Genomic DNA, 14236 nt, shown 5'->3' on the forward strand with positions numbered 1-14236 from the left:
GAGACTCTCCCGTCGAGGTAGTTCCGTGGTCGGACGAAGTCACTATCTCGGCGAGACTCTCCCGCCGAGGTAGTGCCGTGCTCGGACGAGGTAACTATCTCGGCGGGCGGGCCGTCAGGGAGCGGCGCTCGGCGCGGAGGTTCGCCGTCGCCCGCTCGTTCCACCGGGCGGCTCCCGGCACCGTCCGGAACAGACCACGGCCGGCGAGCAGCTGGGTGAGCACAGCGGCACGCCCCAGACGGAACCTCAGCTCGGGCACGTCGGCATACTCCGCGCGCACCTGCTGCGCGTAGCGGGCGTAGGCGGGGGGCTCCGCGCCGAGGACCGCCAGGTCAGCGTCGCTGACCAGCGCGCCGGCGAGGTCGCCGGGAGCGGGGTCGTGCGCGGTGGTCACCAGCACGAGCCGCGCCACCTCCTCCACCAGGCTGCCGGACGCCGGCGCGTCGCCCGGGTGCACCGGGTCGCCCGGGTCGATGGCGGAGAGGGCAGTGCGGGCCAGCTCCGCGGAGCGCTCCTCGTCGCGGACCGCCTCGCCGTCGTGGACCGCGTCGTGGAACCAGAGCGCCACCCGGGCGGTCCAGGCGGTCGCCGGTTCCACCGGCGTGCCCGCCGCGGCGAGGTCGTCGAGCAGGAGGTCCAGCGCGTCGAGGGACTGCGCCAGGTGGAGCCGCGTGTGATAGGTGCGGTGCGGCTCGCTCCACCGGTCGAGGAGGCTCTCGCCCACGGCGGCCCACGCCTCGGGCGAGACGGCGCTCCCGGACGACCCGTCCGGCGTCGGCCCCACGTCAGGGCAGCCGGGCTCGCCCGGACGCAGGGCGGACCAGCGGGCACCGAGGGAGTCACGTGCGGCGTGACCGCGCTCCGCGCCCGAGACGCGCACCACCGAGCCGCCCAGGCGGCGGGCGAGCTCCCGGCCGTCCACCGGCACGGCGCCCGCGGCGACGAGCGCGTCGTAGCGGCGGGCCGGGACGTCGTAGTGGTCGAGGTCGAGCGCGCGGTCGGGCACGCCGGCCGCGCGCGCGAAGAGCCGGAGCTCGTACAGCGACTCGTCCGAGACCAGGTGCGAGAACAGCGTGCCGTGCGCGGGCCAGGCGGGCGGGTCGATCAGGACGGTCACCTGCTCACGAGCTCCATCGCCTGGCGGGCGATCGCCAGCTCCTCGTCCGTGGGGACCACCATCACCAGCGCCCCGGTGCCCGTCGGGGAGATCACGCGCGCCTCGCGCGACGGCGCCTCGTTGCGCGCCGGGTCCACCTCGAGCCCGAGGAAGCCCAGGCCCTGGACGACGCCCGCCCGCACGCGGGCGTCGTTCTCGCCCACCCCCGCGGTGAACGTCAGGACGTCGATCCCGCCGAGCGCCGCCGCGTAGGCGCCCACGTACTTGCGCAGCCGGTGCAGGTAGACGTCCATCGCCAGCCGCGCGGCCTCGTCGCCCGACGCCACCAGGCGCTGCAGCTCCCGCATGTCGTTCACGCCTGCCAGGCCCTTGAGCCCGGAGGACTTGTTGAGCAGCGTGTCCACGTCGTCCACCGACATGCCGGCGTTGCGGACCAGGTGGAAGACGATCGCCGGGTCGAGGTCGCCCGACCGCGTGCCCATGACGAGTCCCTCCAGCGGGGTGAGGCCCATGGAGGTCTCCACGGCCACGCCGTCGAGCACCGCCGACGCCGACGCCCCGTTGCCGAGGTGGAGCACCACCTGGCGGAGCGGGGAGCGGCCCAGCGCCTGGACGTCCGGGTGTGCCGCCACCGCCGCCGAGACGAACTGGTGCGACGTCCCGTGGAAGCCGTAGCGGCGCACCCCGTGCTCCTCGGCCACCTTGCGGTCCACGGCGTAGGTGGCGGCCGCGGGCGGGAGCGTGGCGAAGAAGGCGGTGTCGAACACCGCGACGTGGGGCACGTCCAGCAGCTCCCGCGCCACCTCGATGCCCGTCACGTTGGCCGGGTTGTGCAGCGGCGCCAGCGGGATCAGGGAACGGATCCCCGCCACGGCGTCGTCGTCCAGGAGGACCGGCGCCGAGAACAGTGCGCCCCCGTGCACCACCCGGTGCCCGACGGCGGCCACGCCCGCCCCCGCCAGGGACGGCCCCGCCTCGTCGAACAGGCCGAGCGCGACCTTCAGCGCGTCCGCGTGCGACGGCACCGGCTGCTCGCGCTCCACCGTGCTGCCGCCGGACTGGTGCTTGACCCGCCCCGACTCCTCGCCGATGCGCTCGATCAGGCCCGAGGCCAGCGCCTCCCCCGACGAGGGGTCCACGAGCTGGTACTTCAGCGACGAGGAGCCCGAGTTGAGCACCAGCACTGTCGAGGTCATCGGGTCGCTCCCTGCGCCTGGATGGCCGTGATGGCCACGGTGTTGACGATGTCCTGGACCAGCGCACCGCGGGACAGGTCGTTGACCGGCTTGTTCAGGCCCTGCAGCACCGGGCCCACCGCCACCGCGCCCGCCGAGCGCTGCACCGCCTTGTACGTGTTGTTGCCGGTGTTGAGGTCGGGGAACACGAACACCGTCGCGCGCCCGGCCACGTCCGAGCCGGGCAGCTTCGATGCCGCCACGGACGCGTCCACCGCGGCGTCGTACTGGATGGGCCCCTCCACGTCCAGGTCGGGCCGGCGCTCGCGGACCAGCGCGGTGGCGGTGCGGACCTTGTCCACGTCCGCGCCGGAGCCGGACGTGCCGGTCGAGTAGGAGAGCATCGCGATGCGGGGGGCCACCCCGAACTGCGTCGCCGTGGCGGAGGACGAGATGGCGATGTCGGCGAGCTCTTCGGCCGTGGGGTCGGGGATCACCGCGCAGTCGCCGTAGACGAGCACCCGGTCCTCGAGGCACATGAGGAACACGGACGACACGGACGAGACGCCGGGCTGCGTCTTGATGATCTCGAACGACGGCCGGATGGTGTGCGCGGTCGAGTGCGCGGCACCGGAGACCATGCCGTCGGCGAGGCCGAGGTGCACCATCATCGTGCCGAAGTACGACACGTCGGTGACGACCTCCCGGGCCCGTTCCACGGTCATGCCCTTGTGCGCCCGCAGCCGCGCGTACTCCGTGGAGAATCGCTCCACGCTCTCCGGGTCGGTGGTGGACAGCACCCGTGCCGCCTCGAGGTCCAGGCCCAGCTCGGTGGCGCGCCCCCGTACCGCGGTCTCCTCGCCGAGGATGGTCAGGTCGGCGATCCCGCGCGCCAGCACCGTCGAGGCGGCGCGGAGGATGCGGTCGTCGTCGCCCTCCGGGAGCACCACGTGCCGCCGCTCCTCGCGGGCCCGCTCGATGAGGCGGTACTCGAACATGAGCGGCGTGACGACCTGCGGCGGCGGCACGTCGAGGCGCGCGGCCAGCTCCTCGCCGTCCACGTTCTTCTCGAACAGGGCGCGCGCGGTGTCGATCTTGCGGGTGGAGGCGCGTGAGACCCGCCCGCGGGTCTTCGCCGCTGCGCGTGCGACGGGGTACGTGTCGCCGTCCGTGCGGATGATGGGGACCTTGGGCTCCAGCGCCGCCACCAGCTCGGCGGTCCGGCCCTCGGGGTAGAAGCCCCCGCCGAGCACGATGCCCGCCAGCGACGGGAACGTCGGCGCCGTCTGTGCCGCGAGCAGGCCGATCAGCACGTCGGTGCGGTCACCCGGGGTGATCACCACCGCGCCGTCGGACAGCCGCTCGAGCAGGTGCTCGAAGCTCATCGCACCGACGAGCACGTCCAGCGCCTCGCGGGTCAGCAGCTCGGGGTCGCCGAGCGCGAGCACGCCGTCCACGGCCTCGAGGAGCTGGCCCACCGTGGGGGCCGTGAGGAACGGCTCCTCGGGGATGACCCACACCGGGAGGTCCTCCTCGGTGCGGAGGTCGGTGAGGGCGGCACGGACGTCGTCGGGCCCCGACCCCGGCTGCGTGCCGCACCTGTTCACGACGATGCCGACCGGCTGCGCGTGGTTGGCGCGCAGCTCGGCCAGGCTCACCTCGGCGAGCGCCCGCACCGCGTCGGCGGTGCGCTCGCGGCCCGACACCACGAGCAGCACCGGCGCGCCGAGGTTCGCCGCGATGCGTGCGTTGAACGACAGCTCCGTGGGGCCGGCCACGTCCGTGTAGTCGGTGCCGAGCACCACCACGGCGTCGCAGTGTGCGGCCATGGCGTGGTAGCGGGACACGATGCGGGACAGGGCCGCCTCGGGGTCGGCGTGCACCTCGTCGTACGTGACGCCCACGGCGTCCTCGTAGGGCACGTCGACGCCGTCGTGGTCGAGCAGCATCTCCAGCACGTAGTCGCGGTCGGGGAGGTCCGGCCCGGCGGCGGGGACGCGGGAGACGGCGCGGAAGACCCCGACCCGCTGGACCTGGCGGACCAGCAGGTCGAGGACTCCCAGCGCGACCGTCGACTTGCCGGTCTCTCCCTCCGGTGAGGCGATGACGAGGGAACGGACGGTCGGGCTCGCGGTCATGGACGCATCTCTACTCGTTGTCGCCGCCCGTGTCGAGCGCGGCGGCGACGGCACCGTTGTCGGACTGGTCCTGGGCGTCCGGCCACACCCAGTCACGCACCTCGGGGATGTCCTCACCGTGCTCGCGCGTGTAGGCGCGGGCCCGGAGGCGGGCGTCCTGCATGCGCTGACGGAGCCCGGCCTGCGCGGAACCGAGCGAAGGCACCCGGTCGATCACGTCGATGACCAGGTGGTACCGGTCCAGGTCGTTGAGCATCACCATGTCGAACGGCGTGGTGGTGGTGCCCTCCTCCTTGTACCCGCGGGCGTGCAGGTTCGGGTGGCCCGTGCGCCGGTACGTCAGGCGGTGGATCAGCCACGGGTACCCGTGGTACGCGAAGATGATCGGCCGGTCCGACGTGAACAGGCCGTCGAACTCCGAGTCGGTGAGCCCGTGAGGGTGCTCCCGCGAGTCCTGGAGGCGCATCAGGTCCACCACGTTGATGACGCGGACCTTCAGGCCGGGCAGCTCCCGGCGCAGGATGTCGGCCGCCGCCAGCACCTCGAGCGTGGGCACGTCGCCCGCCGCCGCGAGGACCACGTCCGGCTTCTCGCCCGGCACCTCCGTGCCCGCCCACTCCCAGATCCCCAGGCCGCGGGTGCAGTGCTCGATGGCCTGCTCCATGGTGAGGAAGTTGGGTGCGGGCTGCTTCCCCGACACCACCACGTTCACGTACTGGCGGCTGCGCAGGCAGTGGTCGTAGGTGGACAGGAGGGTGTTCGCGTCCGGCGGCAGGTACACGCGGACGATCTCCGCCTTCTTGTTCACCACGTGGTCGATGAAACCCGGGTCCTGGTGGCTGAAGCCGTTGTGGTCCTGCCGCCACACGTGGCTGCTCAGCAGGTAGTTCAGGGAGGCGATCGGCCGGCGCCACGGGATGTGGTTGGTGACCTTCAGCCACTTGGCGTGCTGGTTGAACATCGAGTCGACGATGTGGATGAAGGCCTCGTAGCTGGTGAACAGCCCGTGCCGCCCGGTCAGGAGGTAGCCCTCGAGCCAGCCCTGGCACTGGTGCTCGCTGAGGATCTCCATCACACGGCCGGCCCGCGCCATGTGCTCGTCCACGTCCTCGCCGAGGAACTCGGCGTTCCACTGCTTGTCCGTCACCTCGTATACCGCCTGGAGGCGGTTCGAGGCCGTCTCGTCCGGCCCGAAGATCCGGAAGTTGGTCGGGTTGCGGCGGATCACGTCCGTGAGCCACTGCCCGAGGACGCGCGGCGCCTCCGACACCGACCCACCCGGCGAGGGCACGTCCACGGCGTACTTCCGGAAGTCGGGGAGCCGCAGGTCGTGCAGCAGCAGCCCGCCGTTGGCGTGCGGGGTCGCGCTCATCCGCAGCGGGCCCTCCGGCGCCAGCCCGGCGATCTCCGGCAGGATCCGCCCGTCGTCGTCGAACAGCTCCTCGGGCCGGTACGACCGGAGCCACTGCTCGAGCACCTGCAGGTGCTCCTCGGTGTCGCGCGCGCTCGCCAGCGGCACCTGGTGCGCCCGCCACGAGCCCGTCGTCTTCTTGCCGTCGATGGTGTCCGGTCCCGTCCAGCCCTTCGGCGTGCGGAACACGATCATGGGCCAGGCGGGCCGCGTCAGGTCGCCCTCGGCGGCGCGGGCCTTGATGGCCGCGATCTCGTCGAGGACCTCGTCCAGCAGCACCGCGAAGCGCCGGTGGAACTCGGCGTGCGGCTCCGCCGACTCGTCCTCCACGGTGAAGACGTAGGGCTTGTGCCCGTAGCCGACCATGAGGTCGTGCAGCTCGTCCTCCGAGATGCGGGCCAGGACCGTGGGGTTCGCGATCTTGTAGCCGTTGAGGTGGAGGATCGGCAACACCACGCCGTCCTGCGCCGGGTTGACGAACTTGTTCGAGTGCCAGCTCGTCGCCAGCGGGCCGGTCTCCGCCTCGCCGTCGCCCACCACCGCCGCGACCAGGAGGTCGGGGTTGTCGAACGCCGCCCCGTACGCGTGGCTCAGCGCATAGCCCAGCTCGCCGCCCTCGTGGATCGACCCCGGCGTCTCCGGGGCCACGTGGCTCGGGATCCCGCCCGGGAACGAGAACTGCCGGAACAGCCGCTTCACGCCCTCGGCGTCCTCCGTGATGTCGCTGTAGAACTGGGAGTACGTGCCGTCCAGGTAGGCGCTCGCGACCAGGCCCGGGCCGCCGTGCCCGGGGCCGGTGACGTAGAGCGTGGGCTGCTGCCGTGCCTTGATCGCGCGGTTCAGGTGCGCGTAGAGGAAGGTCAGCCCCGGCGTGGTGCCCCAGTGGCCGAGGAGGCGCGGCTTGACGTGGTCCCGGGTGAGCGGCTCCCGCAGCAGCGGGTTGTCGAGCAGGTAGATCTGGCCCACGGAGAGGTAGTTGGCCGCGCGCCACCACGCGTCGATCTGCTCCAGCTCCTCGGGCCCCGGCTCGGTGACGCCGGTGGCGCGCCAGGCGCCCTCCGCGGCCGCTCGGTCGGTGCTCGGGACGGTGGTCGTCGTCATCACACGCTCCTGTCTGCCAGGGCTGTCGGGTCAGCGGCGCAGTCACTCCGCCGCGGTTTCATTCGACCGCAGAACATGCCTGGGCGCACCAGGTGGCAGAGGTGAGGTCGATCTGGCGTTCGGTCAGGTCAGTAGCCGTGACGAGGACCGCACCCCGGGCGGGCCGCAGGATTCCGTCGGGGCGGCCAGGGGCGGCTACCGTGGGAGCATGCCTGCTCCCGTCGCGACCGACGCGTCCGTGACGCCGCCGCCCGAGGCGGGCGACCGGCGTCGGACCTTCTGGGAGGTGGCGCGGCAGCCGCGCATGGTGGGCATCCTGCTCTTGCTGCTGCTCGCCGCCGCCGTGTGCGGGCGTCTCGGGGTCTGGCAGCTGGACCGCGCCTACGAGCGCGCGGAGCTCGCCGACCGCCAGGCCGCCGCCGAGGCCGTGGCAGAAGGACCCGCGTGGCTGGGCGACGTGCTGGCGCCGCAGGAGTCGTTCCCGGGCGACCTCGTGAGCAGGCAGGTCCAGGTCGCCGGGGAGTACGAGGCCGACGGCCAGCGTCTGGTGGCCGGGCGCGTCCTCGACGGGCGCGAGGGCTACCTCGTGCTGACGCCGCTCCGCGTGGCCGACGACGGCACGGGCGGCGACTCGTGGGCCGGGCTCTCGGGCGCGCCGGTCGTCGCGGTGGTGCGCGGATGGGTCGCGTCGCCCGACGACGCCTCGGAGGCACCCGGCGGGGAGGTGCACGTGACGGGCTGGCTGCAGGCCGGCGAGGCAGTCTCCGGCGGAGGCCTCGAGCTGCCCGATGGTCAGGTGGACCGGGTCGCGCTCGGCGCTCTCGTGCAGGAGTGGGGCGGGCCGGTGTACACGGGCTACGTGGTGCTCTCGGACGCGACGCCGTCCCCCGCAGAGGACGGTCCCGCCCTCCTGCCGCGCCCCACGCTCGACGGAGGGTCCGGGGTCAACCTGCAGAACGCGTTCTACGCCCTCCAGTGGTGGGTCTTCGGCGCGTTCGCCGTGGCTCTCTGGGTGCGGATGGTGCGCGACGACATGGCCGGCGGACGCCGGGGCGGCGACGCGGCCGACCCCGGGACGGGGATCGCGGGCCTGCCGGGCTGAGGGGGTGGGCGTCGGGCGGGGGCGCTCCGGCGGTGCTCGACGACCAGGTAGCTGTTCCCCGTCTGCGCCGGAGACGGGGAACAACTTCCTGGTGGCGGGCCAGGCGAAGCCGAGGCGTCAGCGGGTGAGCTGGAGCTGCGCCTCCACGAAGCCCTCGTCCTCCACGGTGACGAAGCCGAGCTTCGGGGCGTTGACGCCGTAGTCCGTGAAGACGACGGGGATCTGCGCGCTCACCTCGGCACCAGCCTCGGTGAGGCGCACCTGAAGGGTCGCTGTCACGTCCTGCGACGTGCCCTTGATCGTCATGGTGCCGGGGGCCTCGACGGTGACGGTCTCGCCGTCGGCCACGGCGGAGACGTCCACGGGTGAGGCGAGCTCGAAGGTGGCCGTCGGGTGCGTGGCCGCGTCGAGGATGGACCGGAACTGCCCGTCGCGAGCGGTCTCGTCGGTCTCGATGCTCGCCATGTCCACCTCGACGGTCGCGTCGGCCAGCTCGCCGCCGGCGATCGTCGCCGAGCCGGTCACCTGGTCGGTGCGTCCCACCACGGTGACGTCCTCGCCCGCCAGCACCTCGTCCACCCGGTAGCCGGCCTCGGAGCCCTCGGTCACGGTGTACTCGCCGTCGAGCTCGTCGACGTCGGCCGCCGTGACGGGCGCCTCCGTGCCGACCGCAGGCGCCGCGACGTCGTCGCCCGTCTGCATGCTCGCGTAGAGGCGCGTCGCGCCGAAGACCGCGAGCGCGAGCACCACCAGGCCGATCATGACTTAGAGGACGATCCGGGCCGGGCTGCGGGAGCCTGAGCTCTCCGGACCGGTGCTGCCGGGGGTGCTGGGTGCGGCCACGTCTCCTCCAGGGTTCACGGGTCTCGGCGCCCGGTGGGGCGACCACCGGCGCCGGTACCAGCCTGCCCTCCCACCCTGAGAGGCGCCTGACAGGCGGCGGGATCAGCCGGCGGGATCAGCGGGCCGCGGCCGCCGCGACCCGCTCGCGCAGCTCGCGTGCCGCCCGCTCCGGGTCGGCGGCCTGCGTGATGGCCCGGACGACGACGATCCGTTCCGCCCCCGCGTCCAGCACCTCGCCGAGCCGGTCGGCGTCGACGCCCCCGATCGCGAACCACGGCGTGGCCGGGCGGCTCGCCGCGACCTCGCGGAGCAGGTCCAGGCCGACGGCGGCGCGGCCCGGCTTGGTCGGCGTGGCCCAGAGCGGACCGACGCAGAAGTAGTCGACGTCCGGGTCGGACTCCGCGGCAGCGGCCTGCTCGCGCGAGTGCGTGGACCGGCCGAGCACCGCTCGCGCGCCGACGAGCGAGCGCACCCCCGCGACCGGCAGGTCCCGCTGGCCTGTGTGGACCGCCGGTGCGTCCGTGAGCACCGCCACGTCGGCCCGGTCGTTGACCGCCCACAGGGCGCCGTGCTCGGCCGCGACCCGGGCGACCAGACGGTGCAGCTCGAGCTCGCGGGCCACGTCGAGCGTCTTGTCGCGGAGCTGGACCACGTCGACGCCGCCGGTCAGGGCGGCGTGGAGGAAGTCCTCGAGGTCGCCGTGCTCCTCGCGGGCGTCGGTGCACAGGTAGAGGCGCGCGTCCGCGAGGCGTGCCCGGGGGTCGGGCTGGGCTGCGGGCTCGACGGCGGGCTGCGCAGCGGGCTGGGCGCCCGGCTGGGCGCCCACGGTCGGGCTGGCGGTGGTTCGGGGGCCGGTCACGACGATCAGCGTAGCCAGCGGCCGGAGTAAGGTGGGCCACGCACGGGAGCCCTGGACAGGGCTGAGAGGGCGGAAGAGCGCCGACCGTCGAACCTGATCTGGGTCATGCCAGCGAAGGGAGCAGCCAGATGCCGGTGCCGTGGCACCACCCCGGTCCCCCCGAGGTCCCGTCCGCGCGCCCCCGTGGCGCCCGGCCCGCGGACGCCCGCGCCGTCGGCGTCCGCATCGTCGACGTGCTCGTCGTCGGCGGCGGGATCATCGGCGTGGCCGTGGCCTGGCGGGCCGCACGCGCGGGGCTGACGGTCACCGTCCTCGACCCCGCGCCCGGCGACGGCGCCACGCACGCCGCCGCGGGGATGCTCGCGCCGGTGAGCGAGTCGTGGTTCGGCGAGGAGGCGGCCGCGCGCCTCGGGCTCGCGGGAGCCGTCGCGTGGCCCGCGTTCGCCGCCGAGCTCGGCGCCGCGACAGGGGCCGACGCCGGACTGCGCTCCACCGGCACGCTCACCGTCGCCTACGACGCCGACGACGTGGCCGAGCTCCGCCGCTGGGCTGCCCTCCACCGACGGTGGGGCCTCGACTCGACCGAGCTCGGACCCGCCGCGGCCCGGAACCGTGAGCCGCTGCTCGGGCCCCGGGTGAGCGGCGCCGCCTGGGCGCCGGGCGACCACACCGCCGACCCGCGCGCGACGCACGCCGCCCTCGTGGCCGGGCTGACCGACGAGCCGGGCGCCGTCGTCGTGCACCGGGCTGCCGCCCGCCTGCTGCGCGGGCCGGGCGGGGCCGTCACCGGGGCCGTGGACGACGCCGGGCACGAGCACCGGGCCGGGACCGTGGTGCTGGCCGCCGGCTGGCGGTCGGGAGAGCTGGTCGCCGGTCTGCCCGTCGCTGTGCCGGTCCGGCCGGTACGCGGGCAGACCCTGCGGCTCGACGCCGCACCCGGTGGCGCGCCGGAGCACGTGGTGCGCGGGATCGTGCAGGGGCGGCCGGTCTACGTGGTGCCGCGGGATCCCGGGACCGGCGCAGCGCCGGGCGGGGGACCGGGCCACCGAGAGGTGGTGGTGGGGGCCACGAGCGAGGAGGCGCCCGACGACCGCCGCGCCACAGCCGGTGGCGTGTTCGCCCTGCTCCGCGACGCCCGGGCGCTCCTGCCCGCGCTGGACGAGGCGGCGGTCGTCGAGGTGACGCCCCGCGCCCGCCCCGCGACGCCCGACAACCTGCCGCTCGTGGGCGCCACCGAGGTGCCCGGGCTGTGCCTCGCCACCGGGCACTACCGCAACGGGGTGCTGCTCGCGCCCATCACCGCCGACGCGGTGCTCGCCGTCCTCGCCGGCCGCGAGCCGCCGTCCGCCGTGGCCGTGGCGGACCCGCGGCGCTTCGGCCCTGCCGGTCGGGCCGGCCCTGCCGGTCGGGCCCGTGCCGGTGCCCCTCCCGGGCCGGCCGGTACCGGCGCCCCTGCCGGGCCGGCCGGTACCGGCGCCCCTGCCGAACCCGCAACCGTCGTACCGACCCGAGGAGCCTCCGCATGACCTCCCTGTCCCCGACCGCCCCGACCGCGTACGCCGTGGTCAACGACGAGCCGTACGCGCTGGACCGCGGCGCCCGGATCGACCAGGTGGTGGTCGCCCTGGTGCCCGGCTGCGTGGTGGACGGCACGCCGCAGGGCGTCGCCGTCGCCGTGAACGACGCGGTGGTGCCGCGCGGCGCCTGGACGTCGACCGTCCTGTCGCCCGGCGACCGCGTCGAGCTCGTCACCGCCGTGCAGGGCGGGTGAGCACCGTGGACGCGCTGACGATCGCCGGGAAGACGCTCGGCTCGCGCCTGGTGATGGGTACGGGCGGCGCGCCGAGCCTGCTCGCGCTCGAGGAGGCGCTGGTCGCCTCCGGCACCGAGCTGACGACCGTCGCGCTGCGGCGCGTCGCCAGACCACGGCCGGGCGCGCCCGCGAGCGACGCCTCCGTCTGGGGCCTGCTCGACCGCCTCGGGATCCGGGCCCTGCCCAACACCGCGGGCTGCTTCTCGGCGCGGGAGGCGGTCCTCACGGCGCAGCTTGCCCGCGAGGCGTGCGGCACGGACTGGATCAAGCTCGAGGTGATCGCCGACGACGTCAGCCTCCTCCCCGACCCCCTCGGCCTCGTCGAGGCGGCCGAGGAGCTGGTGCGCGACGGGTTCGTCGTGCTGCCGTACACGAACGACGACCCGGTGCTCGCGCGTCGGCTGGAGGACGTGGGCTGCGCCGCGGTGATGCCGCTGGGCGCGCCGATCGGGTCGGGGCTCGGGATCCTCAACCCGCGGAACATCGCGGCCATCGCGGGCTCGGCCCGGGTTCCGGTGATCCTCGACGCGGGGATCGGCACCGCCTCCGACGCGGCGCTCGCCATGGAGCTGGGGTGCGACGGGGTCCTGCTCGCCACCGCCGTCACCCGGGCCGGGGACCCCGTCCGGATGGCGCGCGCGATGCGGCTCGCCGTCGAGGCCGGGTACGACGCCGCCCACGCGGGCCGCATCCCGCGGCGGGAGGGCGCACTGGCGTCGTCGCCGGCCGAGGGCCGGATGGCGGTGGGCAACCTGCCGGGCAACCTTGACCTGGCGCTCTGAGGTTCGGGGCGCGCGGGTTGGGGTGCGCGGGTTGAGGTGCGCGCCAGACTGCTTCCAGGTCCGTCTACGGCTCGGTAGGCGCGCCTGGAAGCGGTCTGGCGCGCACCCGCCCTCAGTAGGTGCGGAGCGTCGGGTCCACGTCGCGGGTCCACGCGACGATGCCGCCCGCCACGCTCCGGGCGTCGAGCCCGGCGTCCCGCAGCACGGCGGCGACGCGCGCCGACCGCACCCCCGACTTGCACAGCACGTGCACGGTGCGGCCGGCCGCGAGGCCGGTCACGCGTGCCGTGGCTGCCGCGACGTCGCCGCGGAGGAAGTCCCCGGACGGGACCACGTGCGCGCCCACGAGACAGGCGATTGCCACCTCCCAGTCCTCGCGCACGTCCAGGACGAAGGGCCCGTCGCCCTCCGCGGCCCCGTCGCGCAGCCCGGCGAGCTCGCGAGGCGTGACGGTGCCCGACGCCGGACGGCCGGGTCCGGCGTCGACCTCGGCCTGGGCGTCGGACGCCTGGGCGTCGGCCGGCTGGGCCGGGGGCAGGCCGCAGAAGGTGGCGTACGCGGCGTCGTCGGGCAGCGTGGTGACGGGCGCGCGCGACGGGTCCGGGCCCACCGTGAGGTGCCGCCACGTGAGGTCCAGCGCGTCGTAGACAGCGAGCCGCCCCAGGAGAGTGCGCCCGGCGCCCGTGATGAGCTTGATCGCCTCCGTCGCCATGACGGAGCCGATGGTGCCGCACAGCGCGCCCAGCACGCCGCCGGTGGCGCAGTCCGGCGCGAGAGCGGGCGGCGGCGGGTCCGGGAAGACGTCGCGGTAGGTCACCCCCGGTACTCCGCCGGTCGGCGCGGCCCAGAACGTGGCGACCTGCCCCTGGAAGCGGTAGAGGCCACCCCAGACGACGGGGACGCCGGCGAGCTCCGCGGCGTCGGACACGAGGTAGCGGGTGGCGAAGTTGTCCGAGCCGTCCAGCACCAGGTCGTAGCCGGCCAGCAGCTCCCGCGCGTTGGCGGAGCCGAGGCGCTCGCGGTGCTCGACGACCTGCGTCTCCGGGTTGACCCCGGCCAGCGTCTCGCGCGCCGAGGCGGTCTTGGGACGGCCCACGTCGCCGACCCCGTGCACCACCTGGCGCTGCAGGTTCGAGGCGTCCACGATGTCGTCGTCCACGATGCCGAGCGTGCCGACGCCCGCCGCCGCCAGGTAGAGCAGGGCCGGGCTGCCGAGGCCCCCGGCGCCCACCACCAGCACCCGGGCAGCGGCAAGGCGGCGCTGGCCCTCGACGCCGACGCCCGGCAGGGAGAGGTGGCGCGCGTAGCGGGCGAGGTCGTCGGGTGAGAGCTCCGGGCCGGGGGCGACCAGCGGGGGGAGCGTGCGGGCGCCCGCGGCGCCCGTCGTGACGGGGTCCGTCACGACAGGTAGCGCTCCTCCAGCGCGGCGAGCTTCGCCAGCGCCTCGGAGTGGACCTTCTTCTCCAGGATGAACGACATCACCGGCACGACGCCCGCGATCACCATTGTGACCAGGCGGCCGAAGCCCCAGCGCATCTTGGACCACAGGTCGGCCACCGTGACGAGGTACGCCACGTAGATCCAGCCGTGCGCGAAGGGCACCCAGGCGATGAAGGGCATGATCCCCGACACGTCGGTGAACGCCCCCAGCCCGTACTTGATCCCCATCTCGACGACCAGGACGAGGAGCATCACACCCGTCAGGAGCGCCATGAACCGGTAGCGGTACAGGGCCGCGCGCGCTTTGTGGATCGCGGTGGTCGCTGCGTCTGTGGTGATCTCGGTGCTCACGCCACGAGGATATGCCTCCGGCCGCTGCGGGCCGCCATCCGTGGGCCCGCCGGTGGCGCACCTCACGTGGGTGGCTCACTTAAAGCGTGGCCCAGTGTCAGTGG

The 14236-nt window shown here is 74.5% G+C and carries 12 protein-coding genes and 1 riboswitch; of the genes, 4 read left to right on the top strand and 8 right to left on the bottom strand.

Translation table 11 applies throughout. The features are described 5' to 3' along the window. Window positions 1-94: 94 nt before the first annotated feature. The 4 genes from D1350_RS03130 to D1350_RS03145 are packed head-to-tail and all read right to left on the bottom strand — an operon-like array spanning window position 95 to window position 6942. Window positions 95-1117: a DUF4031 domain-containing protein gene (locus tag D1350_RS03130; protein WP_125773696.1), complete on the bottom strand. Its 1023-nt coding sequence runs from the start codon at window positions 1115-1117 to the stop codon at window positions 95-97. Further along, the gene (locus tag D1350_RS03135) at window positions 1114-2313 is read right to left on the bottom strand and encodes an acetate/propionate family kinase (RefSeq protein WP_125773698.1); all 1200 of its coding nucleotides are present in this window, start codon (window positions 2311-2313) and stop codon (window positions 1114-1116) included. Before D1350_RS03135 ends, D1350_RS03130 begins: the two co-directional genes overlap by 4 nt. Continuing rightward, window positions 2310-4430 (bottom strand): phosphate acetyltransferase, encoded by a 2121-nt coding sequence (pta, locus tag D1350_RS03140; RefSeq protein ID WP_125773700.1) that lies wholly within the window; start codon window positions 4428-4430, stop codon window positions 2310-2312. Before pta ends, D1350_RS03135 begins: the two co-directional genes overlap by 4 nt. A gap of 10 nt (window positions 4431-4440) precedes the next feature. After that, a complete protein-coding gene (locus D1350_RS03145) occupies window positions 4441-6942 on the bottom strand; it encodes a phosphoketolase family protein (RefSeq protein WP_125773702.1) in 2502 nt (833 codons plus the stop codon). Window positions 6943-7150: 208 nt separating this feature from the next. Between D1350_RS03145 and D1350_RS03150 the strand changes: the two genes are divergently transcribed. Continuing rightward, window positions 7151-8044 (top strand): SURF1 family protein, encoded by an 894-nt coding sequence (locus tag D1350_RS03150; RefSeq protein ID WP_125773704.1) that lies wholly within the window; start codon window positions 7151-7153, stop codon window positions 8042-8044. 117 nt (window positions 8045-8161) lie between these two features. Here the strand turns inward: D1350_RS03150 and D1350_RS03155 are convergent, their stop codons facing one another. Both D1350_RS03155 and thiE read right to left on the bottom strand, forming a co-directional pair. After that, the gene (locus D1350_RS03155; RefSeq protein WP_125773706.1) at window positions 8162-8806 is read right to left on the bottom strand and encodes a YceI family protein; all 645 of its coding nucleotides are present in this window, start codon (window positions 8804-8806) and stop codon (window positions 8162-8164) included. Window positions 8807-9002: 196 nt separating this feature from the next. Beyond that, window positions 9003-9614: a thiamine phosphate synthase gene (gene thiE, locus D1350_RS03160; RefSeq protein ID WP_240643857.1), complete on the bottom strand. Its 612-nt coding sequence runs from the start codon at window positions 9612-9614 to the stop codon at window positions 9003-9005. Between the two features lie 164 nt (window positions 9615-9778). Further along, window positions 9779-9883, top strand: a riboswitch (TPP riboswitch). On the opposite strand from thiE, the gene thiO reads away from it, so the two are divergent. From thiO to D1350_RS03175, 3 genes are all read left to right on the top strand, one after another. Further along, window positions 9875-11272 carry a glycine oxidase ThiO gene (gene thiO / locus D1350_RS03165; RefSeq protein ID WP_240643836.1) on the top strand — a complete coding sequence of 466 codons (1398 nt, stop codon included), beginning with the start codon at window positions 9875-9877 and terminating at the stop codon, window positions 11270-11272. (Overlaps the previous riboswitch by 9 nt.) Continuing rightward, on the top strand, window positions 11269-11517 hold the full coding sequence (gene thiS / locus D1350_RS03170) for a sulfur carrier protein ThiS (protein ID WP_125773708.1): 249 nt from the start codon (window positions 11269-11271) through the stop codon (window positions 11515-11517). Before thiO ends, thiS begins: the two co-directional genes overlap by 4 nt. 5 nt (window positions 11518-11522) lie before the next feature. Next, on the top strand, window positions 11523-12341 hold the full coding sequence (locus D1350_RS03175) for a thiazole synthase (protein WP_125774017.1): 819 nt from the start codon (window positions 11523-11525) through the stop codon (window positions 12339-12341). Between the two features lie 112 nt (window positions 12342-12453). Here the strand turns inward: D1350_RS03175 and D1350_RS03180 are convergent, their stop codons facing one another. Together D1350_RS03180 and D1350_RS03185 are read right to left on the bottom strand one after the other, a co-directional pair. Next, window positions 12454-13743 (bottom strand): ThiF family adenylyltransferase, encoded by a 1290-nt coding sequence (locus D1350_RS03180; protein ID WP_125773710.1) that lies wholly within the window; start codon window positions 13741-13743, stop codon window positions 12454-12456. Then, on the bottom strand, window positions 13740-14132 hold the full coding sequence (locus tag D1350_RS03185; protein ID WP_125773712.1) for a DUF3817 domain-containing protein: 393 nt from the start codon (window positions 14130-14132) through the stop codon (window positions 13740-13742). Before D1350_RS03185 ends, D1350_RS03180 begins: the two co-directional genes overlap by 4 nt. Window positions 14133-14236 lie beyond the last annotated feature (104 nt).

The organism is Antribacter gilvus, from assembly GCF_003946865.1.
In the GTDB taxonomy this organism is placed as follows: Bacteria; Actinomycetota; Actinomycetes; order Actinomycetales; family Cellulomonadaceae; genus Antribacter; species Antribacter gilvus.

What these genes read in the sequence shown, in the direction of transcription:
- D1350_RS03135 (WP_125773698.1), bottom strand. Translation starts at nt 2,313, where the DNA reads ATGACCTCGACAGTGCTGGTGCTCAACTCGGGCTCCTCGTCGCTGAAG.
- pta (WP_125773700.1), bottom strand. Translation starts at nt 4,430, where the DNA reads ATGACCGCGAGCCCGACCGTCCGTTCCCTCGTCATCGCCTCACCGGAG.
- D1350_RS03145 (WP_125773702.1), bottom strand. Translation starts at nt 6,942, where the DNA reads ATGACGACGACCACCGTCCCGAGCACCGACCGAGCGGCCGCGGAGGGC.
- D1350_RS03150 (WP_125773704.1), top strand. Translation starts at nt 7,151, where the DNA reads ATGCCTGCTCCCGTCGCGACCGACGCGTCCGTGACGCCGCCGCCCGAG.
- D1350_RS03155 (WP_125773706.1), bottom strand. Translation starts at nt 8,806, where the DNA reads ATGATCGGCCTGGTGGTGCTCGCGCTCGCGGTCTTCGGCGCGACGCGC.
- thiO (WP_240643836.1), top strand. Translation starts at nt 9,875, where the DNA reads ATGCCGGTGCCGTGGCACCACCCCGGTCCCCCCGAGGTCCCGTCCGCG.
- thiS (WP_125773708.1), top strand. Translation starts at nt 11,269, where the DNA reads ATGACCTCCCTGTCCCCGACCGCCCCGACCGCGTACGCCGTGGTCAAC.